The 25,591-nt window shown below is 61.1% G+C and carries 24 protein-coding genes; 15 read left to right on the top strand and 9 right to left on the bottom strand.

Going from position 1 to position 25,591, the window contains the following annotated elements; all coding sequences use genetic code 11:
• The 5 genes from HU730_RS06010 (at window position 1) to HU730_RS06030 (ending at window position 3,412) form a co-directional block, all read left to right on the top strand.
• Window positions 1-702: an ABC transporter ATP-binding protein gene (locus HU730_RS06010; RefSeq protein WP_003193540.1), complete on the top strand. Its 702-nt coding sequence runs from the start codon at window positions 1-3 to the stop codon at window positions 700-702.
• A gap of 257 nt (window positions 703-959) precedes the next feature.
• Window positions 960-1,256 carry a DUF2282 domain-containing protein gene (locus tag HU730_RS06015; RefSeq protein WP_034125953.1) on the top strand — a complete coding sequence of 99 codons (297 nt, stop codon included), beginning with the start codon at window positions 960-962 and terminating at the stop codon, window positions 1,254-1,256.
• A 22-nt stretch (window positions 1,257-1,278) separates the two neighbouring features.
• Entirely contained in the window at window positions 1,279-2,157 is an 879-nt protein-coding gene (locus tag HU730_RS06020) for a DUF692 domain-containing protein (RefSeq protein ID WP_034125952.1), read from the top strand.
• Window positions 2,154-2,930 (top strand): DNA-binding domain-containing protein, encoded by a 777-nt coding sequence (locus HU730_RS06025; RefSeq protein ID WP_186526571.1) that lies wholly within the window; start codon window positions 2,154-2,156, stop codon window positions 2,928-2,930. Before HU730_RS06020 ends, HU730_RS06025 begins: the two co-directional genes overlap by 4 nt.
• A complete protein-coding gene (locus HU730_RS06030) occupies window positions 2,927-3,412 on the top strand; it encodes a DoxX family protein (RefSeq protein WP_034125950.1) in 486 nt (161 codons plus the stop codon). The genes HU730_RS06025 and HU730_RS06030 overlap by 4 nt, the downstream gene beginning before the upstream one ends.
• Here the strand turns inward: HU730_RS06030 and HU730_RS06035 are convergent.
• Window positions 3,403-4,317, bottom strand: coding sequence for a LysR family transcriptional regulator (locus tag HU730_RS06035; RefSeq protein ID WP_054898403.1), 915 nt, complete (start codon window positions 4,315-4,317; stop codon window positions 3,403-3,405). The genes HU730_RS06030 and HU730_RS06035 overlap by 10 nt on opposite strands.
• Before the next feature lie 217 nt (window positions 4,318-4,534).
• Here HU730_RS06035 and HU730_RS06040 point away from each other — a divergent pair, with 217 nt between their 5' ends.
• The 3 genes from HU730_RS06040 (at window position 4,535) to HU730_RS06050 (ending at window position 7,622) form a co-directional block, all read left to right on the top strand.
• The gene (locus HU730_RS06040; RefSeq protein ID WP_186526570.1) at window positions 4,535-5,134 is read left to right on the top strand and encodes a short chain dehydrogenase; all 600 of its coding nucleotides are present in this window, start codon (window positions 4,535-4,537) and stop codon (window positions 5,132-5,134) included.
• Window positions 5,135-5,230: 96 nt separating this feature from the next.
• Window positions 5,231-5,902 carry a membrane protein gene (locus HU730_RS06045; protein ID WP_034125947.1) on the top strand — a complete coding sequence of 224 codons (672 nt, stop codon included), beginning with the start codon at window positions 5,231-5,233 and terminating at the stop codon, window positions 5,900-5,902.
• 106 nt (window positions 5,903-6,008) lie between these two features.
• A complete protein-coding gene (locus HU730_RS06050; RefSeq protein ID WP_186526569.1) occupies window positions 6,009-7,622 on the top strand; it encodes an NAD(P)/FAD-dependent oxidoreductase in 1,614 nt (537 codons plus the stop codon).
• A gap of 92 nt (window positions 7,623-7,714) precedes the next feature.
• Here the strand turns inward: HU730_RS06050 and HU730_RS06055 are convergent, their stop codons facing one another.
• A complete protein-coding gene (locus HU730_RS06055) occupies window positions 7,715-8,809 on the bottom strand; it encodes a PLP-dependent cysteine synthase family protein (RefSeq protein WP_034125945.1) in 1,095 nt (364 codons plus the stop codon).
• Window positions 8,810-9,025: 216 nt separating this feature from the next.
• On the opposite strand from HU730_RS06055, the gene nhaA reads away from it, so the two are divergent.
• Complete coding sequence (nhaA, locus tag HU730_RS06060; RefSeq protein ID WP_034125944.1) at window positions 9,026-10,210, top strand: Na+/H+ antiporter NhaA; 1,185 nt, start codon at window positions 9,026-9,028, stop codon at window positions 10,208-10,210.
• Between the two features lie 172 nt (window positions 10,211-10,382).
• On the opposite strand, the gene HU730_RS06065 is transcribed toward nhaA, so the two are convergent.
• From HU730_RS06065 to dinG, 6 genes are all read right to left on the bottom strand, one after another.
• Complete coding sequence (locus HU730_RS06065; protein ID WP_003189251.1) at window positions 10,383-10,847, bottom strand: glycine zipper 2TM domain-containing protein; 465 nt, start codon at window positions 10,845-10,847, stop codon at window positions 10,383-10,385.
• Window positions 10,848-11,112: 265 nt separating this feature from the next.
• Entirely contained in the window at window positions 11,113-11,760 is a 648-nt protein-coding gene (gene pdxH, locus HU730_RS06070; RefSeq protein ID WP_034125943.1) for a pyridoxamine 5'-phosphate oxidase, read from the bottom strand.
• Window positions 11,761-11,787: 27 nt separating this feature from the next.
• Window positions 11,788-12,939, bottom strand: coding sequence for an OmpA family protein (locus tag HU730_RS06075; protein ID WP_080757662.1), 1,152 nt, complete (start codon window positions 12,937-12,939; stop codon window positions 11,788-11,790).
• Window positions 12,940-13,082: 143 nt separating this feature from the next.
• On the bottom strand, window positions 13,083-14,228 hold the full coding sequence (locus HU730_RS06080; RefSeq protein ID WP_034125941.1) for an EstA family serine hydrolase: 1,146 nt from the start codon (window positions 14,226-14,228) through the stop codon (window positions 13,083-13,085).
• An 82-nt stretch (window positions 14,229-14,310) separates the two neighbouring features.
• Complete coding sequence (locus HU730_RS06085) at window positions 14,311-16,608, bottom strand: beta-galactosidase (protein WP_060764381.1); 2,298 nt, start codon at window positions 16,606-16,608, stop codon at window positions 14,311-14,313.
• Window positions 16,609-16,696: 88 nt separating this feature from the next.
• Window positions 16,697-18,841, bottom strand: coding sequence for an ATP-dependent DNA helicase DinG (gene dinG, locus HU730_RS06090; protein WP_186526568.1), 2,145 nt, complete (start codon window positions 18,839-18,841; stop codon window positions 16,697-16,699).
• Window positions 18,842-18,940: 99 nt separating this feature from the next.
• On the opposite strand from dinG, the gene HU730_RS06095 reads away from it, so the two are divergent.
• Window positions 18,941-19,405: a CopD family protein gene (locus HU730_RS06095; protein WP_060764382.1), complete on the top strand. Its 465-nt coding sequence runs from the start codon at window positions 18,941-18,943 to the stop codon at window positions 19,403-19,405.
• A gap of 117 nt (window positions 19,406-19,522) precedes the next feature.
• Here the strand turns inward: HU730_RS06095 and HU730_RS06100 are convergent, their stop codons facing one another.
• Window positions 19,523-20,281: a hypothetical protein gene (locus HU730_RS06100; RefSeq protein ID WP_106117935.1), complete on the bottom strand. Its 759-nt coding sequence runs from the start codon at window positions 20,279-20,281 to the stop codon at window positions 19,523-19,525.
• A 179-nt stretch (window positions 20,282-20,460) separates the two neighbouring features.
• Here HU730_RS06100 and HU730_RS06105 point away from each other — a divergent pair, with 179 nt between their 5' ends.
• From HU730_RS06105 to HU730_RS06125, 5 genes are all read left to right on the top strand, one after another.
• Complete coding sequence (locus HU730_RS06105) at window positions 20,461-20,958, top strand: DUF6231 family protein (RefSeq protein ID WP_060764378.1); 498 nt, start codon at window positions 20,461-20,463, stop codon at window positions 20,956-20,958.
• A 4-nt stretch (window positions 20,959-20,962) separates the two neighbouring features.
• Window positions 20,963-21,433 carry a YchJ family protein gene (locus tag HU730_RS06110; protein ID WP_034125936.1) on the top strand — a complete coding sequence of 157 codons (471 nt, stop codon included), beginning with the start codon at window positions 20,963-20,965 and terminating at the stop codon, window positions 21,431-21,433.
• A gap of 21 nt (window positions 21,434-21,454) precedes the next feature.
• Complete coding sequence (locus HU730_RS06115) at window positions 21,455-21,937, top strand: LEA type 2 family protein (protein WP_054897983.1); 483 nt, start codon at window positions 21,455-21,457, stop codon at window positions 21,935-21,937.
• Window positions 21,934-22,134: an SEC-C metal-binding domain-containing protein gene (locus tag HU730_RS06120; RefSeq protein ID WP_003189235.1), complete on the top strand. Its 201-nt coding sequence runs from the start codon at window positions 21,934-21,936 to the stop codon at window positions 22,132-22,134. The genes HU730_RS06115 and HU730_RS06120 overlap by 4 nt, the downstream gene beginning before the upstream one ends.
• A gap of 239 nt (window positions 22,135-22,373) precedes the next feature.
• Window positions 22,374-24,815 carry a penicillin acylase family protein gene (locus HU730_RS06125; RefSeq protein WP_186527898.1) on the top strand — a complete coding sequence of 814 codons (2,442 nt, stop codon included), beginning with the start codon at window positions 22,374-22,376 and terminating at the stop codon, window positions 24,813-24,815.
• Window positions 24,816-25,591 lie beyond the last annotated feature (776 nt).

Here is a 25,591-nt window from a genome sequence, read left to right on the forward strand (position 1 = left end):
ATGCTGCAATTCGAAAACGTTTCCACTTTCTACGGCAAGATCCAGGCCCTGCACAGCGTCAATGTGGAAGTGCGCCAGGGTGAGATTGTCACCCTGATCGGCGCCAACGGTGCCGGCAAATCGACCTTGCTGATGACCTTGTGCGGTTCGCCGCAAGCCTACAGTGGCAGCATCCGCTACATGGGTGAAGAACTGGTGGGCAAGCACTCCGCCGAGATCATGCGCAAGAGCATTGCGGTGGTACCGGAAGGCCGTCGAGTGTTTTCGCGCCTGACCGTGGAAGAGAACCTGGCCATGGGTGGGTTCTTTACCGACAAGGGCGATTACCAGGAACAAATGGACAAAGTGCTGCACCTGTTCCCCCGCCTCAAGGAACGCTTCAGCCAGCGCGGCGGCACCATGTCCGGCGGCGAGCAGCAAATGCTTGCCATCGGCCGGGCGCTGATGAGCAAGCCCAAGCTGTTGTTGCTGGACGAGCCTTCCCTGGGCCTGGCACCGATCATCATCCAGCAGATCTTCGACATCATCGAACAGCTGCGCAAGGACGGTGTGACGGTGTTTTTGGTGGAGCAGAACGCGAACCAGGCGCTGAAAATCGCTGACCGTGCCTATGTGCTGGAGAATGGCCGGGTGGTGATGCAGGGCACGGGTGAGCAATTGCTGACCGATCCGAAGGTGCGGGAGGCGTACCTCGGCGGCTAAGAAAGAGTGAGTTCTAAGTAGGAGCTCGCTTGTGTGGGAGCTGGCTTGCCTGCGATAGCATCACCCCGGTGTATCTGAAAAACCGAGGCGTTTGCATCGCGGGCAAGCCCGACTCCCACATTTGCTTTGTATAAGTCATTAAACAGGTGTTGTTTGCAGTTTTTTTCGATGGCTTTGTAACGAATTCCCTCCCCCTTTCTCTAGTGGTGCATGCAGGCAATCAAGCCTGCGCATTCAACCACTGCTGGAGACACACCATGACCACCAAACTGTCCGCCGCCACCCTCGTTCTGGCCCTTGGTTCTGCCCTGAGCCTGTCCGCCCTGACCACCACCGCCCACGCGGCCGACGACATGCAGAAATGCTTCGGCGTGGCTGAAGCCGGCAAGAATGACTGCGCCGCGGGCGCCGGTACGTCCTGCGCTGGCACCTCCAAAACCAAAGACCAGGCCAATGCCTGGAAGCTGGTCCCCGCCGGCACTTGCACCAAGACCCCAAGCACCACCTCGCCGACCGGTTTTGGCCAGGAAGCGGCCTTCACCGCCAAATCCTGAACCCCGCGCAGCCTGAGTACTGATGATGACGCCTACAGCCCAACACGCGGTCTCACCGGCTCAGGTGCCCGGCCTCCCCTATCGGGCCGGGCTGGGGCTCAAGACCGAGCACTTCACCGAGGTGCTCGAGACCCGCCCCGACATCGGTTTTTTCGAAGTACACGCCGAAAACTACATGGTGGCCGGCGGCCCGTTTCATCACTACCTGGGGTTGATTCGTGCGCAGTACCCCCTGTCTCTGCACGGCGTCGGCCTGTCCATCGGCGGCGAAGCCCCCTTGGATCGCGAGCACCTGGCACGCCTGGCCACGCTGATCGAACGCTATCAACCCCAGTCTTTTTCCGAACACCTGGCCTGGTCCAGCCACGGCCCGGTGTTTCTCAACGACTTGCTGCCCCTGGCCTACGACGCCTGCACCCTGGAGCGGGTATGCGAACACGTGGATCAGGTACAGAGCGCGCTCAAGCGGCCGATGCTGTTGGAAAACCCCTCCACCTACCTGCAGTTCCAGCGCTCTACCCTGGACGAAACCGACTTCATCAGCCAGATAGTCCGCCGTACCGGTTGCGGCCTGCTGCTCGACGTCAACAACGTCTACGTGTCCTGCATCAATCATCAGCGCGACCCGCTGACCTACATCGATGCCTTGCCATTGCACGCAGTGGGTGAGATTCATCTGGCCGGTTTTGCCGAAGACACCGACAGCCTGGGCGACCGCCTGCTGATTGATGACCACGGCGCGCCGATCGATAACGCCGTGTGGCAGCTTTACGCACAGGTACTGGCGCGGACCGGAGCGGTGGCGACGCTGATCGAGCGGGATAACCAGGTGCCCGCGTTCAGCGTGTTGCAAAAAGAGGCCCGGCAGGCCGAATGGTATTTGTCGCAGGTGGCCCGATGAGCATTCAGCAAACATTCGCCGAGGCTTTACTGGCCCCGCAAGCAACCTGCCCCGAGGGCGTGTTCAGCAGCAACGGTGCTGAACCGGCGAGCCGCTTTGCGGTGTATCGAAACAATGTCCATAGCGCTTTGATCAATGCTTTGGCAGCCGCCTACCCGGTGGCGCGGCAACTGGTCGGCGATGAGTTTTTCCGCGCCATGGCCGGCCTGTATGCCCAGGCCCACCCGCCCACCAGCCCCTTGATCAATGAGTACGGCGGCACGTTCGCTGACTTTATCCAGGGTTTCGAACCAGCCTGGAGCGTGCCCTACCTGGCCGATGTCGCCCGGCTGGAACGCTTGAGGGTCCGCGCTTATCACGCGGCGGATTGCCAGGTTTTGGATCAGCACAGCGTACTTCGGCAACTGCAAGGTTGCGCACAACTGGGGCAACTGCGTGTAGGACTGCATCCGTCACTTGCCACGCTGGAATCGTCCTACGCGGTGGTATCGGTTTGGGCGGTGCACCAGGCCGACGGGGCCATCGCCAGCTTGAACCCCTGGCATGCCCAAGGCGGGCTGGTCTTGCGCCAAGGGTTGGTGGTCAAGGTATTCGCCATCGACCGCGGGTCTGTGACCTTTATCAACCGACTCAACCAAGGCGCAGGGCTGGAAATGGCCATAGCTGATGCCCTGAAAGCCTCTGACGAATTCGATTTGCACCTATGTCTCACGCAGTTGATCAGCCACGACGCCATCACCCATTTGCATCTGCAACCAGAGGTATCGCCATGAACTTTCCCGCTCCCTGCCTGGTAAAACGAACCGTCGCACTGTTTGAAAAAATCCCCTACAGCCTGATCGCCTTTATCGCGCGCTTCTCCATTGCGGCGGTGTTCTGGAAGTCTGGCCAGACCAAGGTCGAAGGCTTTGCCATTGACCTGATCAGCGGCACCTTCCAATGGGGTGAGCCCAAACTCGCCGCCTCGACCCTCTTTTTGTTTCGCAGCGAATACCAATTGCCTCTGCTGTCGCCAGAGGTGGCCGCGCACCTGGCAACCTTTGCCGAGCACTTTTTCCCGGTATTGATTCTGCTGGGGTTCGCCACGCGCTTCTCGGCCCTGGCCTTGATCGGCATGACCTTGACCATCCAGCTGTTCGTCTACCCTGACGCCTACCCCACTCACGGCACCTGGCTTGCGCTGTTATTGTTGTTGCTTGCCAAAGGCCCGGGGTGCCTGTCCATCGACCACCTGATTGCCCGTCGTTATCGCTGAAGCCGATCCAGTGCCTCGCCGCTGCGCTTGAACCAGTCCACCAGGTAGTCGGCCAACACCTGGGTACGCCGTGGCAAGCCGCCCTGGTAGGGATGCACCAGGTACATCGGCATGCTGCGTGTCTGATAATCGCGCAGCAGCCAGCGCAATCGGCCGTCAGCCAGCTCCGTGGGTAGAACGTAGGACGGCAGGCGGGCAATACCGGCGCCGACCAACGCTGCTTTTTTCAGCAGGTTGTAGTGGTTGGAGGCGAAGGTGCCGCTCACCTTTACCCGCAGCAATTCGTGTTGCTGGTGGTACAACCATTCCTCGCGGCCGCTGTAATGACTGTTGAGCAAACAGCTGTGCGCCGCCAGGTCTGCTGGGGTCTGCGGCTCGCCATGCTGTTCCAGATAAGCCGGGCTGGCGCAGGTCATCTCATGCCAGGCCAGCAAAGGTTTAGCCACCAAGCGTTCATGTTCGATGGCGCCCGAACGTACCCCCAAGTCAAAACCATCCCGTGCCAAGTCTCGGTAGTTGTTATTGAGCTCCAGCTCGATCTGCACCTGCGGGTATTGCTTGGAGAACTCCATCAGCAAGCCATCGAAGAAGGTTTCACCCAACGACACTGGAACGGTCATACGCACAGGGCCAGCCAAATCATCTTTGAGCCGCGCCAATGCCTGGCGGGCGCGTTCCACCTGCACCACCAATGCTTGTGCCTGGGGCAGCAACGCCGCGCCGGCAGCAGTCAGGCTCAGCTTGCGCGTGGTGCGGTGCAGCAAAACCACGGCAAACTGCGCTTCCAACTGGCTGATGCGCTTGGACAACTGCCCTTTGCTGCAGCCCAATTGTGCGGCCGCCACGGTGAAACTGCCGGCTTCGATCAGCACGGCGAACGCCGCCAGGTCATCCATTTCGCTCATGGACTGTTTCCATTTGAAAACCAAAGGTTGCCTATTAGCACGTTTATCCAATTAAAAAGCCACACTAGACTGAACGCAAATCCCAACCCCTGTAGGAGCGAGCTTGCTCGCGAAAAACTCAAGATCGCCGCAGTGTAGTCAGTTTTACCGCGTGATCGTTGACGTTCTTCGCGAGCAAGCTCGCTCCTACAGGGCATCAGCCCAGAGGAACAGTACGATGAAAATCCTATTGATCGGTGCCAGCGGCACCATCGGTTCAGCGGTCAAGGCGGAACTGGCCCAGCGCCACGAAGTGATCAGCATCGGCCGCACCAGCGGTGACTTCCAGATGGATATCAGCGATAGCGCCTCGATCCGTAAGCTGTTCGAACAGACCGGCAAGTTCGACGCCCTGATCTGCGCGGCAGGCAGCGTCAACTTCGTGCCCCTGGCAGACATGAACGACAGCGATTTCGAACTGGGCCTGCGTGACAAGCTGATGGGCCAGGTCAACCTGCTGTTGATCGGCCGTGAGTACGCCAACGACGGTGCTTCGTTCACGTTCACCAGCGGCATCCTGAACCGTGATCCGATCCGTACCGGCGCTTCGGCGGCCTTGGTCAACGGTGCTCTGGACGCCTTCGTCAAAGCGGCGGCCATTGAATTGCCTCGCGGCCTGCGTATCAACTCGGTCAGCCCGACTGTGCTACTGGAAGCCATGGGCAGCTATGCCCCTTATTTCCGTGGCTACAAACCTGCCCCCGCCGCCGATGTGGCGCTGGCTTACGCAAAAAGCGTCGAGGGCCTACAAACTGGTCAGACCTTTATCGTGGGATGAGGGTGAGTACTGTAAGAAACGCCTGAAGCTGGCAAGCGGGCTTGTGATGCACGGCCAGCCTGCGTAACGTGGCGGCACTTGCCTGGAGACCCGATAATGCGCGCCGCCCGTACCCTCGTCCTGTTTGCCTTGCTTCCTGTATTCGCCGCCTGCCAATTGTTCGAAAGCGAGCCGGCCAAGCCATCGACTGTCGGGCTGACCCGCATGCAGGGTGAGTTGACCGCGGTGGACGGCAAACTGCTGTTCCAGCCGTGCGGCGACCAGCGAAGCTACGTGGTCAACGACACCGGCGGCACCAGCGTTCTGCAGGAAGCCGCCTCGCTGGCCGGCCAGCAGGGCAAGCTGTTTGCCGACCTGCGCGGCAAGTTTTCCGGGGTCGCCAGCGGCACCCAGGGTTCAGTCGACCTGCAACAGCTGTATCGCGTCGAACGCTCGACTTCAGCGTGCTCCGACCCGGACTTCAAGCGCATGATACTGCGGGCCAACGGCCATAAACCCGCCTGGGCAATGAATGTCACGGCCAAGGGTATGGTGCTGGAACGCGAAGGCCATCCACCGTTGGCAGTACCCTACGTCGAGGAACAACTGGGCGACGGCCGCTTCAATCTGATGACTGAAGCCAACAACCAGCACATCGAACTGTGGGTGGCGCCCCAGCGCTGCGTCGACAGTGTGAGCGGCAGCCTGCAACACATGAGCGCCGAGTTGCGCGTGAACGGCCAGGTGCAGCGTGGTTGCGCAGCATTCGGCGGCTCGCGGGACGACTGATTAGGCCCTGTGCTGTTTTAACCTGACGGAAACTTGCCATTGGGGCTTATAATCGCCGGTTTGCAAAACAGCCGGCCTCCTTGCCCGCCGCCTACCGGATCCTGTCATGTTACGAATCACCGAACTCAAGCTGCCCATCGACCATCCCGAAGAAGACCTGCGCACTGCCATCGTGCAGCGCCTGGGCATCGCCAGTGATGACCTGCTCGATTTCACCCTGTTCAAGCGCAGCTACGATGCGCGTAAAAAGACCTCTGAGCTGTGCTTCATCTACACCGTCGACCTGAACGTGAAGGGTGAAGCCGCCTTGCTGCTCAAGTTTGCCGACGACCGCAATGTCAATCCGGCACCGGATGTCAGCTACAAGGTGGTGGGCCAGGCGCCGGAAGGCCTGGCTGAGCGGCCAATCGTGGTGGGCTTCGGTCCCTGCGGGATTTTCGCCGGGCTGCTGCTGGCACAGATGGGCTTCAAGCCGATCATCCTCGAGCGCGGCAAGGAAGTGCGCCAACGCACCAAGGACACCTGGGGCCTGTGGCGCAAAAGCGTGCTCAACCCCGAGTCCAACGTGCAATTCGGTGAAGGCGGCGCAGGCACCTTCTCCGACGGCAAGCTGTACAGCCAGATCAAGGACCCGAAATTCCACGGTCGCAAAGTGCTGCACGAGTTCGTCAAGGCCGGCGCGCCGGAAGAAATTCTCTACGTCAGCAAGCCCCACATCGGCACCTTCCGCCTGACCGGCGTGGTGGAAAACATGCGCGAGCAGATCATCGCCCTGGGTGGTGAAGTACGCTTCGAGCAGCGGGTCACCGACGTGTTGATCGAAGACGGCCAGTTGAACGGCGTGGTCATCGACGGCGGCGAGCAGATCCTCTCCAAGCACGTGATTCTTGCCCTGGGCCACAGCGCCCGGGACACCTTCCGCATGCTCCACGACCGTGGCGTGTACATGGAAGCCAAGCCGTTCTCGGTGGGTTTCCGTATCGAACACCCACAGTCGCTGATCGACGCCGCACGCCTGGGTAAATACGCCGGCCACCCGAAGCTGGGTGCTGCGGACTACAAGCTGGTGCACCACGCCAAGAACGGCCGTTCGGTCTACAGCTTCTGCATGTGCCCCGGCGGCACCGTCGTGGCTGCGACCTCGGAGCCCCATCGCGTCGTGACCAACGGCATGAGCCAATACTCGCGTAACGAGCGCAATGCCAACTCTGGCATCGTGGTAGGCATTACCCCCGAGGTGGATTACCCGGGTGGCCCGCTGGCCGGTATCGAGTTGCAGGAGCGTCTGGAGTCCCGCGCCTACATCCTCGGCGGCAGCAACTACGAGGCCCCGGCGCAACTGGTGGGCGACTTCATCGCCGGCAAACCCTCCACCGCGCTGGGCAGTGTGGAACCGTCCTACAAACCCGGCGTGTCGTTGGGCGACCTGGCCCTGGCCCTGCCGGACTTCGCCATCGAAGCCATCCGCGAAGCCTTGCCGGCATTTGAGAAGCAGATCAAAGGTTACTCGCTGCACGATGCGGTGCTGACCGGCATCGAGACCCGCACCTCGTCACCACTGCGCATTACCCGCAACGAGTCGATGCAGAGCCTGAACGTCAAAGGCTTGTTCCCGGCCGGTGAAGGCGCAGGCTATGCCGGTGGGATTCTGTCGGCGGGTGTCGACGGGATTCGGATCGCCGAGGCGTTGGCGCGGGATATGCTCGGCATCCACGGTTGAAGCTTCGAGTTGTAAGCTTCAAGCCACAAGCTAAAAACAGGTATGCATCCTGCTTTTCTTGTAGCTTGGAGCTTACAACTTGGCGCTGCTTGTCAGATATTAGCGCGCAGGATGTTAGCGGGTAGCGCCTCACCGCGTTCGACACTCGCCGCAACCGCCGCGATCAACCCTTCCAGCTCATAGCCCTGCCCCGCCAGCCACGCTTGATCGTAATAGGTCGTGGCATAGCGCTCACCACCATCGCACAAGATCGCAACGATCGACCCCGACTCCCCCGCCGCTTTCATCTGTTGCGCCGCCATCAGCGCACCGATCAGGTTGGTCCCGCTGGACCCGCCAACCCGTCGTCCCAAATGCTCAGCCAGGTAATGCATGGCCGCCAGGGACAATGCATCCGGTACCTTGACCATGGCGTCAATCACCGCCGGCAGAAACGAGGCCTCCACCCGTGGGCGACCAATCCCTTCAATCCGTGAGCCACAGTCCAGGCGCAGGCTGGCGTCACCACTCTGGTAGAAGTCGAAGAACACCGAGCGTTCGGCGTCGGCACATAGGACACGCGTGCAATGTTGACGATAACGCACATAGCGGCCCAGGGTCGCGGTGGTGCCGCCGGTGCCAGGGCTGGAAATCAACCAACTCGGCTCCGGGTGCTGTTCAAAGCGCATCTGCTGGAAGATCGATTCGGCGATGTTGTTGTTCGCCCGCCAGTCGGTGGCACGTTCGGCGTAAGTGAACTGGTCCATGAAGTGACCACCGCTTTCCTGGGCCAGGCGTTCGGATTCGGCGTAGATCTGCGTCGGGTCCTGGACCAGATGGCTCTTCCCACCATAGAAGGCAATCTGGGCGATCTTCTCTTGGGACGTGGTAGCGGGCATGACGGCAATGAACGGCAAGCCGAGCAAGCGCGCGAAGTAGGCTTCCGAGATCGCGGTGGAGCCGCTGGACGCTTCAATAACGGGGGCGCCAGGCTTGAGCCAACCATTGCACAGCGCATACAGGAACAACGAGCGCGCCAGCCGGTGTTTCAGGCTGCCGGTGGGGTGGCTGGACTCATCCTTGAAGTACAACTCGATGCCTGGCAAACCCGGTAATGGCAGCGGGATCAGGTGGGTGTCGGCGCTCCGCTGGAAGTCCGCTTCAATGATACGAATGGCTTCGCGGGCCCAGGTACGGTGGTCGCTCATGGTGGCTTCTCTAAAGGTTTTCAGCGGTGATCTTAGGATGTTTCCCACGCTTCACACAGATACAGTGACGACGCAATTGGACACACAATTGCTAGTCTTTAACCCACCGATGTTCCGGCCAACCACTTATAACAAATAAGAATATAACTTTTGTTTTAACAACTAACGGTACGGGTTAGGGTACCCACCTATTGAACCTGGATTGGAGAGCATCCCTTGCCTCTGCGTAGCACTTTCACCCGTTTCTTCCAGCTGGAAGCCGCCAGTGGTCTGTTGTTGATCGCCGCTGCCGCTTTGGCGCTGATTATCAACAACTCACCGTTGTCGCACCTGTACAACGCCTTTCTCGACACGCCGGTGGTGGCTCAGGTTGGCGCGTTGAAAATCGCCAAGCCGGCGCTGCTTTGGATCAACGATGGCCTGATGGCCCTGTTTTTCCTGCTGATCGGCCTGGAGGTCAAGCGTGAGCTGCTGGATGGTCACCTGTCCAAGCCTTCGCAAGTGGTGCTGCCTGGCGCAGCGGCCATCGGCGGCATGGTGGTGCCGGCGCTGATCTACTGGGCGCTTAACAAGGACAACCCGGCCGCCCTGGCCGGCTGGGCGATCCCCATGGCCACCGACATCGCCTTTGCGCTGGGCGTTCTGGCCCTGCTGGGCAAGCGCGTACCAGTGTCGCTGAAGCTGTTCCTGATGACCCTGGCGATCATTGATGACCTTGGCGCCATCATCGTCATTGCCTTGTTCTATTCCGCTGACTTGTCCACGGCATCCCTGGCGGGCGCGGGGGCGTGCTTGATTGCGCTGATTGCGATGAACCGCCTGGGCGTGATCAAGCTGGGGCCGTATATGATCATCGGCCTGATCCTGTGGGTGTGCGTGCTCAAGAGCGGTGTGCATGCGACCTTGGCGGGTGTAACCCTGGCGTTCTGCATTCCACTGCGCACCAAGAATGCCGAAACCTCACCGCTGCTGAGCCTGGAACACGCCCTGCACCCCTGGGTGGCCTACGCCATCCTGCCGCTGTTCGCGTTCGCCAATGCCGGTGTGTCACTCACCGGTGTCAGCCTGGAGAGCTTCACCCACTCCGTGCCCATGGGCATCGCCGCGGGCCTGTTGATCGGCAAGACAGTCGGTGTGTTCGGCCTCACCTGGCTGGCGATCAAGACCGGCATCGCCTCACTGCCCAGCGGCGCCAATTGGGGCCAGGTACTGGGCGTGGCGATCCTGTGCGGGATCGGCTTCACCATGAGCCTGTTTGTCGGCTCCCTGGCGTTTGTGCCGGGCGCCAGTGAGTTTGCCGGTGAAGATCGCATGGGGATTCTGACCGGGTCGATCCTGGCGGCCTTTATCGGGTATGCCGTGACGGCGATGGCAAGTCGCAAGAAAGTCGTCGTTGCATGATTGAAGTCAGTCAGTTGTAGGAGCGAGCTTGCTTGCGAAAAACTTAGAGGCGCCGCGTTCATTCATTGAGCACGCGTTATCGTTAACGTTTTTCGCGAGCAAGCTCGCTCCTACAAAAAAACCCCCAACCGGTCACCCGGTTGGGGGTTTTTCTTCGCCTGTAGCTCAAGGCTTAGCGAGTAACGCGGCTGGTACCGTCGACGGTCATGATGCGTACGCGGTCACCAATGCGGAAGATTTCATTTTCCTGCACGGCTTGTACGTAGGCACGCATGCTGCCGTCGTCTTCGCGCACGGTGATTTCCACACCTTGGGTACGGGTCAGGCCTTCTTCGGTGGCCGAGCCCAGCAGGCCGCCCGCAACTGCGCCGATCACAGCAGTCACGATGCTGCCACGGCCGCCACCGATGGCGCTGCCGCCAACGCCGCCGATGACTGCGCCCGCGGCGCCGCCGATTGGGGTCTTGGTCCCTTCGATTTTCACCGGACGCAGGGATTCGATGGTGCCCATGCGAACGGTCTGTACACGACGCGCCTCATCACGAGAGTACGAGTCGCCGGTCAGACTCGAGGCGCAGCCACCCAACAGCAACGACAGGGTGGTAAAGCAGGCAACTAGTAAAACGGACTTACGCATAGCATCAACTCCAAAGGACAGGTATTCATTAAACGCTGTGGCTTGGCGCGTGTCACGGCGCACCAGGCAGAAACTTGCTTTCATTCAGCCTGAGTACAGACTGCCAGCACCAGAGAACTCGACGAACGGTAACCAAGCCAGGGTACGGAACCATGCCATAACCGGCTCGATCAGTGTAGCCGCACAGCCGAAAGCGTCCGAAGTCTCTTGAACAGAGACTTCGACGCAACGGTGTTGATTCAGGTGGAATGACGAAAGGTGACGCTCAGGGCGCCAGGCGCTCGCGGCACCATTGGCCGTCTTGCAAGCGGTAGTTGAGGCGATCATGCAGGCGGCTGGCGCGGCCTTGCCAGAACTCGATGCGCTCAGGCAGTAAACGGTACCCACCCCAATGCTCGGGGCAATCGGGCTGGGTATCGCTGAAACGCTCTTCAGTGGCCTTGAGCAGCGCCTGCAGCTCTTCGCGATCACGAATGACTTTGCTCTGCGGAGAGGCCCAGGCGCCCAGGCGGCTGCCCAACGGGCGCACCTGATAATAAGCATCCGACTCTGCAGGCGTGACCTTGGCCACGCGCCCTTCAATGCGTACCTGGCGCTCCAGGGTTGGCCAGAAGAAGGTCATGGCCGCAAACGGCCGCGCCGCGAGTTGTTCACCCTTGGCGCTCTGATAGTTGGTGAAGAAGGTAAAGCCCTGTGCATCCAGGCCCTTGAGCAGCAGGATGCGGCAGTGCGGGCGGCCGTCCTGATCCACCGTCGCCAGCGTCATGGCATTGGCCTCCACTGGCGGCTGTTCGGTTTTCACCGCATCAGCAAACCAATGGTGGAACAACGCAAACGGCTCGTCCGGGGCCTGGGCCTCGCTCAAACCGTCCCGTGTGTAGTCACGGCGCATATCGGCCAGTGCCTGGGTCATGCGGCTTTATCCTTGTGGTTCAACAGCTCAGTTCTTCGCCTGGTCGTTCGAAGCGGGCGCCGCCTTGGCTTTTGCCGTGGCAGGTTTCTTCGCAGCCGGCTTGGCCGCAGCCTTTTTAGCCGCTGGCTTGGCCGCCGCTTTCTTGGCCGTGGCCTTTTTGGCAGGCGCTTTGGCCGCCGGTGCTGGCGCAGGCACATTCTGCACCGCGACCATTTCGGCTACGGGCGGGGTCTTGCCGGAGTTGTACTTGCTCAGCAGTGCCAACATCGTTGTACGCTGAGTGAACATGATTTCCATGCGACGGTTCAGCGCACGCCCCTGATTGCTGTCGTTGGCGGCACGCGGCATAAGGTCGCCCATGCCACGCAGCATCAAGCGATCCTGTTTCAGACCACTCAGGCTGAAAATCGAGGCAATGGACTGCGCACGTTCCTTGCTCAACGCCTGGCTGGCCGGGGCGCTGCCCGTGGCATCAACGTGGCCCAGCACCAGTACGGCGGTCTTCGGGTCAGCTTCGACGGCCTTGGCCACCCGCGTGAACGGGCCCAGGGTCACCGGCAGCAACATGGCCGGACGCTTCGGGTTGTAGGAGCCGTCTACCGGGGCAATCACCACCAGGGTGTTGTCACGGCGCTCCAGTTGCAGGTTGCTGTCCTTGATGGCGGCACGCAGGCGTGGTTCGTATTCGTCCAGCCAGGCTTGGGTGATCTTCGGGTCAGGCATTTGTACATTGGTCACATCGACCTTGGCCAATGGCTTTGGCTTGCTTTCGAACGGCCACCACCAGCGCGGCTCGCTGTCGGTCTTGGCGACGACAGGTGCGGCGTCCGAGGCCGGGGTTGCCGCCTTGAGGTCGGCTTTCAGGTCGGCCTTGGCGTCGGCGGCTTTGTCTTCGGCACTCTTGGTGGAAAACGGCCACCAGCTGTAACCGGTGTCGGCTTTGGCAGCCGGGGCAGCGGCAGCAGCGGTGACAGGCTCAACAGGCTTGGCACCGGCGGCCGGCTTGGCGTCGGGTTTGGCATCCGACTTGGCGTCGGTCTGGGCCACTGGATCCTTGGTCGCCGTTTTGTCAGATCCAAATGACCACCAATGCCCACCTTCGGCATCATTTTGTGGAGTTTGTGCACAACCCGTAATAGTGAGGCACAGCGCCAGTGCCAAAGACTTGTTCGATAACATGAGATATCCACAAAATGAGAAAAAACCAGAGGGTCGCAGGACCCGTTAAACAGACGCTAAAAGAACATTCAAGTTACAACATGTCGTTCAGCATCTTTTTTATACTTGCCTTTGTAACAAAAAATTGTGAAACAGCAAGGGGTTTATAGACAACCGGCCAATATTCCGACCAACTTCTGGGCCCGCGGGTCCATAAGTACGTAGGGACCCAGGGTATTAGTCACAAAACCGAAGGCTACATCATGTTCAGGGTCGGCAAACCCGACTGAGCCCCCTGCCCCGGGATGCCCGAATGCACGTGGCCCAAGGCCGAACGTGGCATTGGGCAACTGCGGTTGATCCAACATGCAGCCCAGGCCGAAGCGGGTTTGGGTCAATAAGGTTTTATCCAGCCCGATACTGTGCTCGCGGGTCAATTGTTCGAGCATGTCGCTTTCCAGCAAACTACCGTCCAACAAACCACTATAAAACCCGGCCAGGCTGCGTGCATTACCGTGGCCATTCGCCGCAGGCTGCTGCATGCGTCGCCATTCAGGCTTATTAGTGCTGGTCAGAATAGACGGTGGATTGGCAAATGCACGGGTAGTCATCGCCGCCGGCTCGCGCATCATTACTTGAAGTAACCGTTGCGCGGCTTCATCCCCCACAGTGCCTTTGCTGCGCGCTATATGAGCGACGCGATAAAACTCTTCATCCGCCAGGCCTACATGGAAGTCCAGCCCCAATGGGCGTGCCACCCGCGCCACAATCGACTCCCCCGGCCCGCGCCCGTCGGCGCGGCGCAACAGTTCGCCAACCAGCCAGCCGTAGGTGATCGCCTCATAGCCGTGGCCCTGGCCCGGTGTCCACCACGGGGATTCTGCCGCCAGGGTATCGACCATCAATTGCCAGTCGTACAACGCTTCGGTAGGCAGCATTTCGCGGATGGCGGGCAGCCCGGCCTGGTGGCAGAGCAACTGGCGCAGCGTGATCGCGTCCTTGCCAGCAGCGGCAAACTCCGGCCAGTACTCGGCTACCGGCGCATCGAGCTTGAGCTTGCCTTCGGCCACCAGTTGCAGGGCAGTCACTGCCGTGAAGGTCTTGGTGCAGGAGAACAGGTTGACGATGGTATCGCTGTGCCAGGCCTCGGCACCGTCCTTGTCGGCAGTACCGGCCCACAGGTCGACGACGGTTTGCCCGCCGATCTGGATGCACAGCCCGGCACCACGCTCCTGAGGATCATCGAACAGGGCGGCGAAGGCTTCGCGCACCGCTTCGAACTGCAGCTCGTAATGACCCTGAATCTGCACCTAAGTCCCCTCGGAAAACACCATGAAAAGTGGTCGCCATTCTTTCAGCCATTGTAGGTTTTGTGAACCCGTCAACGATGAATCAATGACCGTTTCCAGCGTGTCCACCGGCATGCCCAGCGCCCTGCCCCGCGCCTTTGCCGTCGCGCCCCGGCTTGCCGGCTTCACTTTCACGCATCGCTTGGGTGGCCTTGGCTTTTTGCGCCTCACGGCCCAACTGGTCGAGCGCGGCCAGGTTGCTCTTGCGCACCGTCTCGACAAAGCCCTGGAAGGGTACATCGGTGATGCCGACCAGGCCGAAATGGCCGTTTTCACCATCCAGCAGACGCCCGGTTACCGGCTGGTCCAGGTACTGGAACCAGTGCACCCCGACAATCGACGGCTCGGCCACCGCCTGCTTGAGGAACGCGGAGTACGCCGCGCCGCGGTCCTCTTCGCGGGCCAGTTGCGTCACGCCGCCCCAGAACGGGCCGCGGTCGGCGGAGCCAAAGTTGAATTCGGTGATCAGTACCGGTTTGTCCAGCGCACGCAGGGCGGCGAAGTCGTAACCGTCCTGGGGTTTCAAGGTGTACATGTTGAAGCTCAGCACGTCGCAATACTGCGCGCACGAAGCGACGGCCTCGGGCGTGCTCACCGCAAAACGGCCGCCTAGCAACAGCTGGTTGGGTGCGTGCCACTTCAGCGAGTCGGAAATGGTCTTGAAGTAAGCATCGGCGAAGGTCTTCTGGAAATACTTGAAGTCGGCTTCGATTTCCGGGTGTTCAGGGCTGGGCATCGGCGGCTCGAAGCCTGGGTCTTCCATCAGTTCCCAACCAGCCAGTTGAATACCCCAGGCTTTGGAAAGGCCCTCTTCATTGCGATATTTATCGCGCAGTTGCTTGAGGAAGGCGCGCTTGGCCGGCACGTCGGTGGTCATGCGCAGGGTGCCGTACGCCAGGGCGTAGCGGGATTTTGCATCCTCGCCAGGACCGGCCCAGGCCAGTTCGTTGTCGGCAAAGAAACCGATCAGCCAAGGATCGTCACGGTGATCGCGTGCGGCAATAGCCACTGCGCGCTCGGTGGCCATGGCAAAGCGCGGGTCAAAGGGGTCGGGCATGCCGCCCCACCAGTCGGTGCCGGTGCTGATGCTGGCATAGTCACCGACAATCGACAGCGGCAAGGTGTACGGCACGCGGTCGGCAGTAGCCAGGTCCGGATCGCTCCAGTTGCCGACGGTGTTGAAGCCCCAGGCTTGCAGGCGATCGAGGGTATGGGTCACCCAGCGTGGCTGGTCCAACGCGTCACCGCCGTAAGTGCGTTGCAGGTTGGCGCCGTAGAAATCGTACCAACGCCCCGAGCCAAAGCCGCGACCTTCGCCGGCGCCGTTGCCGGTGCGGCTGTCGTCGCTGCCGTAGTACTTGTCAAAGGGTTCGCCGGCCTTGGGCAGCGCCGCGAACATCCACTCGCGCCCCGCCACGTAGGTCTGGCTGTTGTCCGGCGCCACGGTGTTCACCCCCAGCGAGTAGAACGGATGCCCCTGCGGCGTCACCAGGTACCAGCGGCCGTCGCGCTTCTGGGTGCGGAAAAAACCGCTGGCATCGAAGGCCGGGCCCTTCTTCCAGCCACCGTATTGATCCAGGGAGGACTTGTCCCGCTCGGCCAGCCAGGTCTTGAGCTGCTGTTTTTCCTTGGCGGCCGATGCCTTGAGTTGCTCGTCACTGCTGACCTTCTCCGGCCAGCGTGCGCGGTTGGATTGGCCATAGGCATCCACCAGTTCAGTGTAGGCAGCCTTCAATACCGGCTCGCTGTCCTGCACGCCAAAGCGCTCCAGCAGGATACTTTGAGCGGCATTGGGCTTGAGCATCGACAGGGTCACCGAGACGACCTGGCTGCGGTCGATTTCCCCGGCGCTGGCGGCCAGCAATACCCGTTGGCCATCCACCGTCATCGGCATCGGCGGGCCGGCCTTCATGCCCTGGCTCAGCGGTGAGTTGGCTTGCAGCGGGACGAGCAGCGTCTGGGCCGGGCCGGCAGGCAGGTCGATGCGGCTGACGAGCGTCTTGCCGTCGGCGCTCTGCACCTTGACGTAAAGGGTCAGCGCCCAGTTCATCGCGCTCTGGATACGCAGGCTCATGGCGCTCGATTGCGACCAATCCCACGTCCCCGTCTGCGGGCTGAGCACCAGGCTCGGCTCGGCCGCTGGGTTGAAGGTGATGCGGCGCAGCACCTCGCCTTCGGGGGTTTGTTCGGCGTTGTATTGCGGCAGGCTGGCGTCCTGGGTCGCCACCTTGACCACATCGGCAGGCCGGACGAAGTTGAACAGCGTTTGTTGCCCCTCGGGCGCCGCCATCAACGGCGCAGCGAACAGCAGGGCAAAAAGAGCGGGCAGCGTGCGAATCATACGAACAAGGTTCTCCCAAACGGCCGATGACTGGCCTGATGATAGTGATGAGATAGACCACAGAGTGGGCGAATCCGCCCACGGTGGCTTAAGAAATTTCGCGCCTGAACGGCGGCAATGCATTGAGGATCGCCTTGCCATAGCGCTGGGTAACCAGGCGACGGTCGAGCAAGGTGATGGTGCCGCGGTCTTCTTCGGTACGCAGCAGACGCCCGCAGGCCTGCACCAGCTTCAGTGAAGCATCCGGCACCGAGATTTCCATGAACGGGTTGCCGCCCCGGGCTTCGATCCATTCGGCCAGTGCGGCCTCGACCGGGTCATCCGGCACCGAGAACGGGATTTTGGCGATCACCACGTGTTCGCAGTAGGCACCGGGCAAGTCCACGCCTTCGGCAAAGCTGGCCAGGCCGAACAACACACTGGAATCCCCACCGTCGACCCGCGCTTTGTGCTTGTTCAGGGTTTCCTGCTTGGACAGGTTGCCCTGGATAAACACCTGCTTGCGCCAGTCGCGGTCGAGGCCGTCGAACACGTCCTGCATCTGTTTGCGCGACGAGAACAGCACCAGGGTGCCGCGGGAGCCTTCCACCAACGACGGCAGATCGCGAATGATCGCCGCCGTGTGCGCGGCCGCGTCCCGTGGGTCGGCCTTGAGGTCCGGCACCCGAAGCACGCCGGCGTCAGCGTGATGAAACGGGCTGGGCACCACGGCGGTGACGGCCTTTTTCGGCAGGCCGGCGCGCATGCGGAAGCGGTCAAAGGTGCCCAGGGCCGTCAGCGTGGCCGAGGTTACCAGGCAGCCGTAGGCGACGTTCCACAGGTTGCGGCGCAGCATTTCAGCGGCGAGGATCGGACTGGCGTTGATCTCGATATCGAACAGCGCACCGCTTTCCGACAACGTCAGCCAGCGGGCCATGGGCGGGTTGTCTTCCGGGTCTTCGACGGTAAAGGCGGTCCACAGCTCCCAATTGCCTTGGGAACGAGACAGCAAACTGCCGAACAAGGGATACCACTCTTCGGCCTGGTTGCTGGCGATGCCGATATTGACCTCGCCATCCATGCCTTCCTTGAGCAAATCCGTCAGGCGGGTGAACAGGTCGGTCAGGCGTGAAAAGCCTTTCTTCAGCTCGATGCCCATTTCGCGCATGTGCTCGGGAATCATCCCGCCGACAAAACGGTGGCGCGGGCGCTCTCGGCCTTCGACGTCTTCACCGGGCTTGAAGTCCGCCACCTGCTCGCAGGCGCTGAACATGAATTGCTGCTGGGTCTTGATCTCGCGCGCCAGCTCCGGCACTTGCTCGATCAACTTGCCCAAGTCGCCGGGTAACGGGTGCTGGGCCAGCAACTTGGTGAGATTCTTGGCAGTGGTTTCCAGCCAGTCGGCCGTGGAACGCAAACGGGTGTAGTGGGCGAAATGGCCAATGGCCTTGTCTGGCAGATGGTGGCCTTCGTCGAAGACGTAGAGGGTGTCGCGGGGATCAGGCAGTACCGCACCGCCGCCCAAGGCGAGGTCAGCCAATACCATGTCGTGGTTGGTGACGATGACGTCCACTTTGCCCATGCCTTCGCGCGCCTTGTAGAACGCGCACTGGCCGAAGTTGGGGCAATGGCGGTTGGTGCATTGGCTATGGTCGGTGGTCAGGCGCGCCCAGTCTGAATCTTCCAGGGCAGTGGGCCAGCTGTCGCGGTCGCCGTCCCATTTGTTGCCGGCCAGCTTCTCGATCATGCTGGTAAACAGCTTCTGGCTGGCCTCATCCACCTCGATCTTGAAGCCTTCTTCTTCGAACAAGGAGGCGGTGGCGGTTTGGGCGTGGCCTTCCTGCAGCAATACGTCGAGCTTGGACAGGCACATGTAGCGGCCACGGCCCTTGGCCAGGGCGAAGGTAAAGCTCAAGCCGCTGTTGCGCATCAGGTCGGGCAAGTCTTTGTAGACGATCTGCTCTTGCAGCGCGACGGTAGCGGTGGCGATCACCAGGCGCTTGCCAGCAGCCTTGGCCGTAGGGATCGCAGCCAGGCTGTAGGCCACGGTCTTGCCGGTACCGGTACCGGCCTCGACGGCCACTACCGCAGGCTCACCCTCGCGGCGGCCTTCGTCGTCGGTGTCGATATCCCCGAGGACTTTTGCCACTTCGGCGATCATCAGGCGTTGGCCGTAGCGCGGTTTCAAGCTCTTGGCTTCGAGAAAACGCGAATAGGCGCCCTGGATCGTGGTTTTGAGTTCAGTGCTGATCATGGATAGTCGGGCGCAAAAAACGCTGGATAAATTTTCAGTGGTTCGGATCGGCCGCTATCATACCCCGCTAATTAATCCCGCGCAGAACGGAGTACCACAATGACCGCGTTTAGCCTCGCTTATACCCTGCATGTACTGGCCGCATTGATCTGGGTCGGCGGCATGTTTTTCGCCTGGATGATCCTGCGCCCCGCCGCCATGGCGGCGCTTGAGGGCCCTGCCCGGCTCAAGCTGTGGGCAAATGTGTTTCAACGTTTTTTTGTGTGGGTGTGGGTGGCGGTGGTGCTTTTACCGATCAGCGGCATCGGTTTGCTGCAACTGCGCTTCAGTGGTTTTGAGACCGCGCCGCGTTATGTGCAGGTGATGATGGGGCTGTATCTGGTGATGACGGTGTTGTTTATCCGAATCCAGGCCTTGAAGTTCCCGGAGCTGAAGGCAGCGGTGGCGGCTGAGGATTGGCCGGCGGGCGCGGCTGCGCTGGGGCAGATTCGCAGGTTGGTGGGGATTAATTTGATCGTGGGGTTGGTGGTGGTGGCGGTGGCTTCGGCTCGGCCGATGTTCTGAGCTGTTGGCTTGCCCTAACGCGTGTAGGAGCGAGCTTGCTCGCGAAAAACTCACAGACGCCGCGTTTATTCAGGAAGCACGCGTTATCGTTGACGTTTTTCGCGAGCAAGCTGGCTCTTACAGCCGCTGGATGGTCACAGACCCCGCAGGCCCAGCCGGCCCCGGTTGCCCCTCCAACCCTGGTCGGCCCTTTTCGCCGCCGTCCGCGCGGTACACCAGGCAGCCCTTGGACTGCCCGCCCTTGCCGGGTTTACCTGCAACACCCGCCAGGCCTCCAGCCCCGCCATCGACCCAGACCTTGATCTGTTCGGCCGGGAATTCCTGTGGCAACTCCAGGCGTACCTGGGCGCCCGCTGCCCCTGGCCGGCCATCGCCGCCGTTATCGCCATTAAAGCCGCGCCCGGCTGAACCCCAGGTGCAACCCGGGTCCACGCCGTTGGCACCGTCCAGGCCCGCATATCCTTGGGCTCCAGCGCCACCACGGGCATCCACCGACAGCGCTTCGGCAGTCAGCGAGTTAATGCGCAAGGTCAGATCACGTCCAGCCTTGGCGGGTTTTTCGTGGGTGCCGGGGGCGCCCCGTGAGGTGATCTGACTACCGTGCTCCAGCTGCGCCTCGCGTACCTGCATTTGCAAGGCGCTATTGCCAGGCACAATGGTGATGCGTGCGTCGCGCCCCAAGTGCAGCTCATCCACCGTGACCTGGCTGATGGTGGCCGGAATCAGCAAGGTGCCGTAGTCCGCTACGTCCAGGCGCTCGAGCTGCAACACGCTGGTGCTGCTGGGCAAGCGCATCAACGAATTGGTTTCGACACTGACGCTTTGGGCAAGGGCAACGGGGCTGACCAACAGGGCCAACAGAAAAACCTTACGCATCATGGGGCTCCTGAGTGTTTTCAAATTTTTCTTTGAGCGCACAGTAACGACTTCTACCGGCGATTTGCCAGTGAAGGATCAAAAAACTTCAGTTCTGCCTCGGTGGGTATCGACCGTCGCGCTCTAGGCCCACGCGCCTAGCCGCGCTAGTCTCTACGGTCTTGATGCGAGGATCTGCAATGACCGCTGGAATTTCTGCCCGTACGCCCCAACAAGCCTTGGCGGCCCTGCTGGACCTTCACAGGCCAAAACGCCTGTTGTTAGTGGGCGCCAGCCAATTTCCGGCGCTGGATGCCTTCCGGGCTGCGCACGCGGATACCGAGGTGTTCTATGCCGCGCCAGGACCGTTGCCGGAAGACCTCGCCGTGCAGCGCTTTGACATCGCGTTGGTGGTCGACTGCCTGGAGCATCTGTCCAAACCCCAAGGCCTGACCCTGCTCGGAGGCATCCGTAACCTCAACGCCAGCCGCATTGCCGTGCTGGTGGACCTGGGTGCCTGCGACTGGAAGGACACCGATTTTTTCTCCCTGGCCCTGCAAGCCGGCGAACGCTTCCAACGCGATGATCAGGTGCTGACGCTGTTTACCTATGATCTGCTTGACTATAAACAGGTGCCGGACTGGCTCAACGCCCGCTTCTGGGCCAACCCGGAAAACTTCGGAAAGTATTGGTGGTAACCCGATGAGTACATCCATTTGCCCCTGCGGCAGCGGCAATCTGCTGGATGCCTGCTGCGGCCATTATCACGCCGGCCACCCGGCCCCCTGCGCCAGCGCGTTGATGCGCTCGCGCTACAGCGCCTATGTGCTGGGCCTGGTCGATTACCTGGTCGCCACTACGCTGCCTGCGCAACAGGCCGGCCTGGACCGCGACGCCATTGCCGCCTGGAGTGCCCAGAGCACCTGGCTGGGCCTGGAGGTGGAAAGCTCCGAGGTATTCGGCGGCCAGCCTGAGCACGCCTTTGTCACCTTTACCGCGCGCTGGCATGACGCTGCCGGTGAACATAGTCACCGCGAGCAGTCTTCTTTCGTACAGAATGAAGGGCGCTGGTACTTCATCGACCCTACGGTAGAAGTGAAGGCCGGACGTAACGATGCCTGTTTGTGTGGCAGCGGGCAGAAATTCAAGAAGTGCTGTTCCAGCTACTTCTAATCACTCGACGGGGATAGCGCCATGCTTCGGATGTATAGCTTGATGCTGGCGTTGACCCTGGGCCTGACCGGCTGCGCGTCCTGGTTCGAAGACGACGCGCCGCCCCCCCACGTTTCCCTGGTCAAGGTCGAAGTGGTGCGGGCCAAGCTGCTGGAACAGAAATTCAAGCTGTACTTTCGCGTGGACAACCGCGACGACGCCGACCTAACCGTGCGCGGCCTGGTCTACAAGGTCAGCCTGGGCAATCTGGTGTTGACCGAAGGCGAGTCCAACGAGTGGCTGACCGTACCGCCACGCGGTCATAAATTCTTCAAGGTCTCGGTGCGCACCAACCTCTGGCCACAGGTGCGTGAGGTGGTGCAGATGCTGAAAAATCCCGACCGGCCCGTGCCTTATCGTTTAGAAGGCGAACTGAAAACCGGATTATTCATCGGTAATGACGTGCAGGTGGCACACAATGGCGAGATAATCCCCGGCGATTTTATTCCGGAGCAACATCGATGACACAGCAACCTCATGTCCATGGTCCTGACTGCAACCACGATCATGATCATCATGATCACGACCACGGCCATGTCCACGGCCCGAACTGCGGCCACGCTCACCAGGAGCCGGTGCGCAATGCGTTGAAGGACGTCGGTCGCAACGATCCTTGCCCGTGCGGCAGCGAGAAGAAATTCAAGAAGTGCCACGGTGCTTAAACCGCACGGGTAGGAGCGAGCTTGCTCGCGAAAAACGTCAACGATAGCGCGCGTTTTCTGAGTAAACGCGGCGCCTATGGGTTTCTCGCGAGCAAGCTCGCTCCTACAAAACCTTAAGCCACCTCGATTGGTGGCTGTTTCAAGTTCTCACGCAATTGCCAAAACTCCCGCTTGCGTCGTTTCACCGCGCTCACTAACGTAGCGCCTTTACTGACGCTACCCCCCGCAGGAGCTTTGCCATGGCCTCGCCAGCCCTCTTACATTTTCTTCCCCGGTTCGGCGTTGCCGCGGCAGTGGTCAGTGCCTTGGGCCTGGCCGGTTGCCAGCTCCAGAACACCCAGGACACCCTGCCGCCCGTTGCTGGCGTGCAGCCAATCAAGGGCCTGGCACAGAATGTGTCGGTGCGCCGCAATGCCCAAGGCATGCCGCTGATCGAAAGCAACACCTTCCACGACGCACTGTTCAGCCTCGGTTACGTGCACGCCAGCGACCGCATCACCCAGATGGTCACCCTGCGCCTGCTGGCCCAGGGCCGCCTGGCGGAAATGTCGGGGCCGCAAGTGCTGGACGTCGACCGTTTCATGCGGGCGGTCAACCTCAAGAAAAGCGCTGGCGAGTTGTATAGCGCCTCATCGCCGCGCCTCAAACGCTTCTTTGAAGTGTATGCCCGAGGCGTCAACGCCTACCTGTTCCGTTATCGCGACAAGTTGCCGACGGACCTGGCCCAGAGCGGCTACAAGCCCGAGTACTGGAAGCCGGAAGATTCGGCGCTGCTGTTCTGCCTGCTCAATTTCAGCCAGTCGAGCAACTTGCAGGAGGAGCTTTCGTCCCTGGTGCTGGCGCAAAAGGTCGGCGTCGACAAACTCGCCTGGCTCACCCCAAGCGCACCGGACGAACCCGTCCCGCTGGCCGAAGCCGACAAGCTCAAAGGCGTCAACCTGAGCCAGATCACCGGCCTCGCCGGGCTAGAGACGGTGGGCCAGCAATTGCGCAGCCTCAATGCCCTGGGCGTCACCACCTCAAGCAACTGGGCCATTGGCCCGCAACGCAGCCGCAGCGGCAAGAGCCTGTTGGCCAACGACATCGCCGCGCAGCCACAAGCACCGTCGCCGTGGAACTACGTGCAGATTCGTGCGCCCAAATACCAGGCTGTCGGTGCTTCGATTGCCGGCCTGCCGACCCTGCTGTCGGGTTTCAACGGCAAGGTCGCGTGGAGCATGAGCGCGGTCAAGGGCGACACCCAGGACCTGTTCCTCGAGAAGGTCAAACGCCAGGGCAATGCGCTGTACTACGAGAACAACGGCAAATGGCTGCCGGCCGGCGTGCGCAACGAAACCTTCTTCATCAAGGGCCAGCGCTCGATTCGCGAAGTGGTGTACGAAACCCGCCACGGCGCTCTGCTCAACAGCAGCCAGGCGCTCACCAGCGGTCTTGGCCTGGCCTTGCAAACCGCCGACTTCAAGGACGACAAGAGCCTGGATGCGTTCTTCGACCTGTCCCGCGCACAAAACGCCGGCAAGGCCTCGGATGCTACCCGCGAGATTCGCGCCATCGCCCTGAACATGATCTTCGCCGACGCCAGCAACATCGGCTGGCAGGTCACCGGCCGTTTCCCCAACCGCCGCGAAGGCGAAGGCCTGTTGCCATCGCCGGGCTGGGACACGCGCTTTGACTGGGACGGATACGCGGACGCGATGCTGCACCCGTACGACCAGGACCCGGCCCAAGGCTGGATCGGCACCGCCAACCAGCGTACCGCGCCGCGTGGCTACGGCATGCAACTGTCCAACGCCTGGGATGCACCGGAGCGCAGCGAGCGCCTGGCGCAACTGGCCAACGCCGGCAAGCATGACAGCCGCAGCCTGATCGCCATGCAATACGACCAGACCACCCTCTTCGCCGCCAAACTCAAGAACATGTTCCAGGCACCCGGCATGGCCCAGCCGCTCAAGCAGGCCATCGAGGCCCTGCCGACAGCGGAACGTGCCAAGGCCCGCGAAGCACTGGAGCGCCTGATGACCTTCGATGGTCGGCTGGCAACCACCTCGGCTGACGCGGCAATCTACGAACTGTTCCTGCAGGAAAGCGCCCGGCAGATCTTCCTGGACAAACTTGGCCCGGAAAACAGCGCCAGTTGGAAAGCCTTCGCCAGCAACGCCAGCCTGTCCTACTCGGCCATCGCCGACCACCTGCTGGGCCGTGAAGACAGCCCATTCTGGGATGACACGCGTACACCGCAAAAAGAAGACAAACCCGCGATCCTGGCTCGCACCCTGGCCGCCGCCATCACTACTGGCGACAGCCAACTGGGCGCCGACCACAAGGCTTGGCAGTGGGGCAAGCTGCACAGCACCACCTGGAAAAACACCAGCGGCCAGGTCATCCGCGGTCCCTTTGCCAGCGGTGGCGACCACAATACCTTGAACCCGGCGCCGTATAGCTGGGGCCAGGATTTCAACGCGACCCAGGTGTCGGCGCTGCGCATGATCATCGACTTCGGCCAAGTGGAACCGATGATGGGCCAGGGCGGCATCGGCCAATCCGGCAACCCGGCCAGCCCCAACTATGTCAATGGCATCGACCCGTCGCTGAAGGCGCAATACCTGAGCTTTCCGATGCAGCCGCAGAACTTTGAAAAGGTGTATGGCAAGACAAGGTTGACCCTGACGCCTGGTAAGTAACCGGGCTTCCCTGACGAAACTGGATAACGCTGTGGGAGCTGGCTTGCCTCAATGCCAGTCAGTTAAGGGCTTTTTGTAGGAGCGAGCTTGCTCGCGAAAAACTCACAGGCGCCGCTTTCATTCAGCAAGCATGCGTTATCGTTGACGATTTTCGCGAGCAAGCTCGCTCCTACAGTCGGCGATGACCGCTTGACTGACTGGCATTGTGGCTTGCCTGCGATAGCAGCCGACGGTAACCACGTTGCGAAGCGAGCCGCTCTTGATCTTGCTCTTGATCTGCTTTTGATCTTGATCTTAGGCGCCCCTTCAAACCACGCTGGCCGGAATTCGACAGGGATTTGGGGGGTAAACCGGCAGGGATGCCGGTTTAGCCGCCCCGCGCCATGGATGGCGCGTGGCGGCGGCCCCCCAAATCACTGGCGGATTACGGGCACACCGAGCCTGGGCGAGGTGCCGAGTGGTGGGGCAAGAGCCTTTTTGGTTACTTTTGGCTGGGCCGGCATTCCGGGCTCTTTTCCAAAAGTGACCCGCTGTAAAAGCGGAACCCTAAGTGGCCGTTACCGCAGAAATGGATATGTACACAGATAACAGCTTCGGCTGTCAGGCCGCCATCGCAGGCAAGCCAGCTCCCGCAGTTGGATCGTCGGGTGTCAGGTAGATAGGTGTCGGCTTTCAGACCGTCATCGCAGGCAAGCCAACTCCCACCTTTGTACTACCTGCATTCAGATAGAACTTCTGCACCCAGCCCCGCCTCATAACTAACAAGCCCACCGCCC

Source organism: Pseudomonas sp. SWRI22, from assembly GCF_014268395.2.
Taxonomy (GTDB): Bacteria; Pseudomonadota; Gammaproteobacteria; order Pseudomonadales; family Pseudomonadaceae; genus Aquipseudomonas; species Aquipseudomonas paracarnis.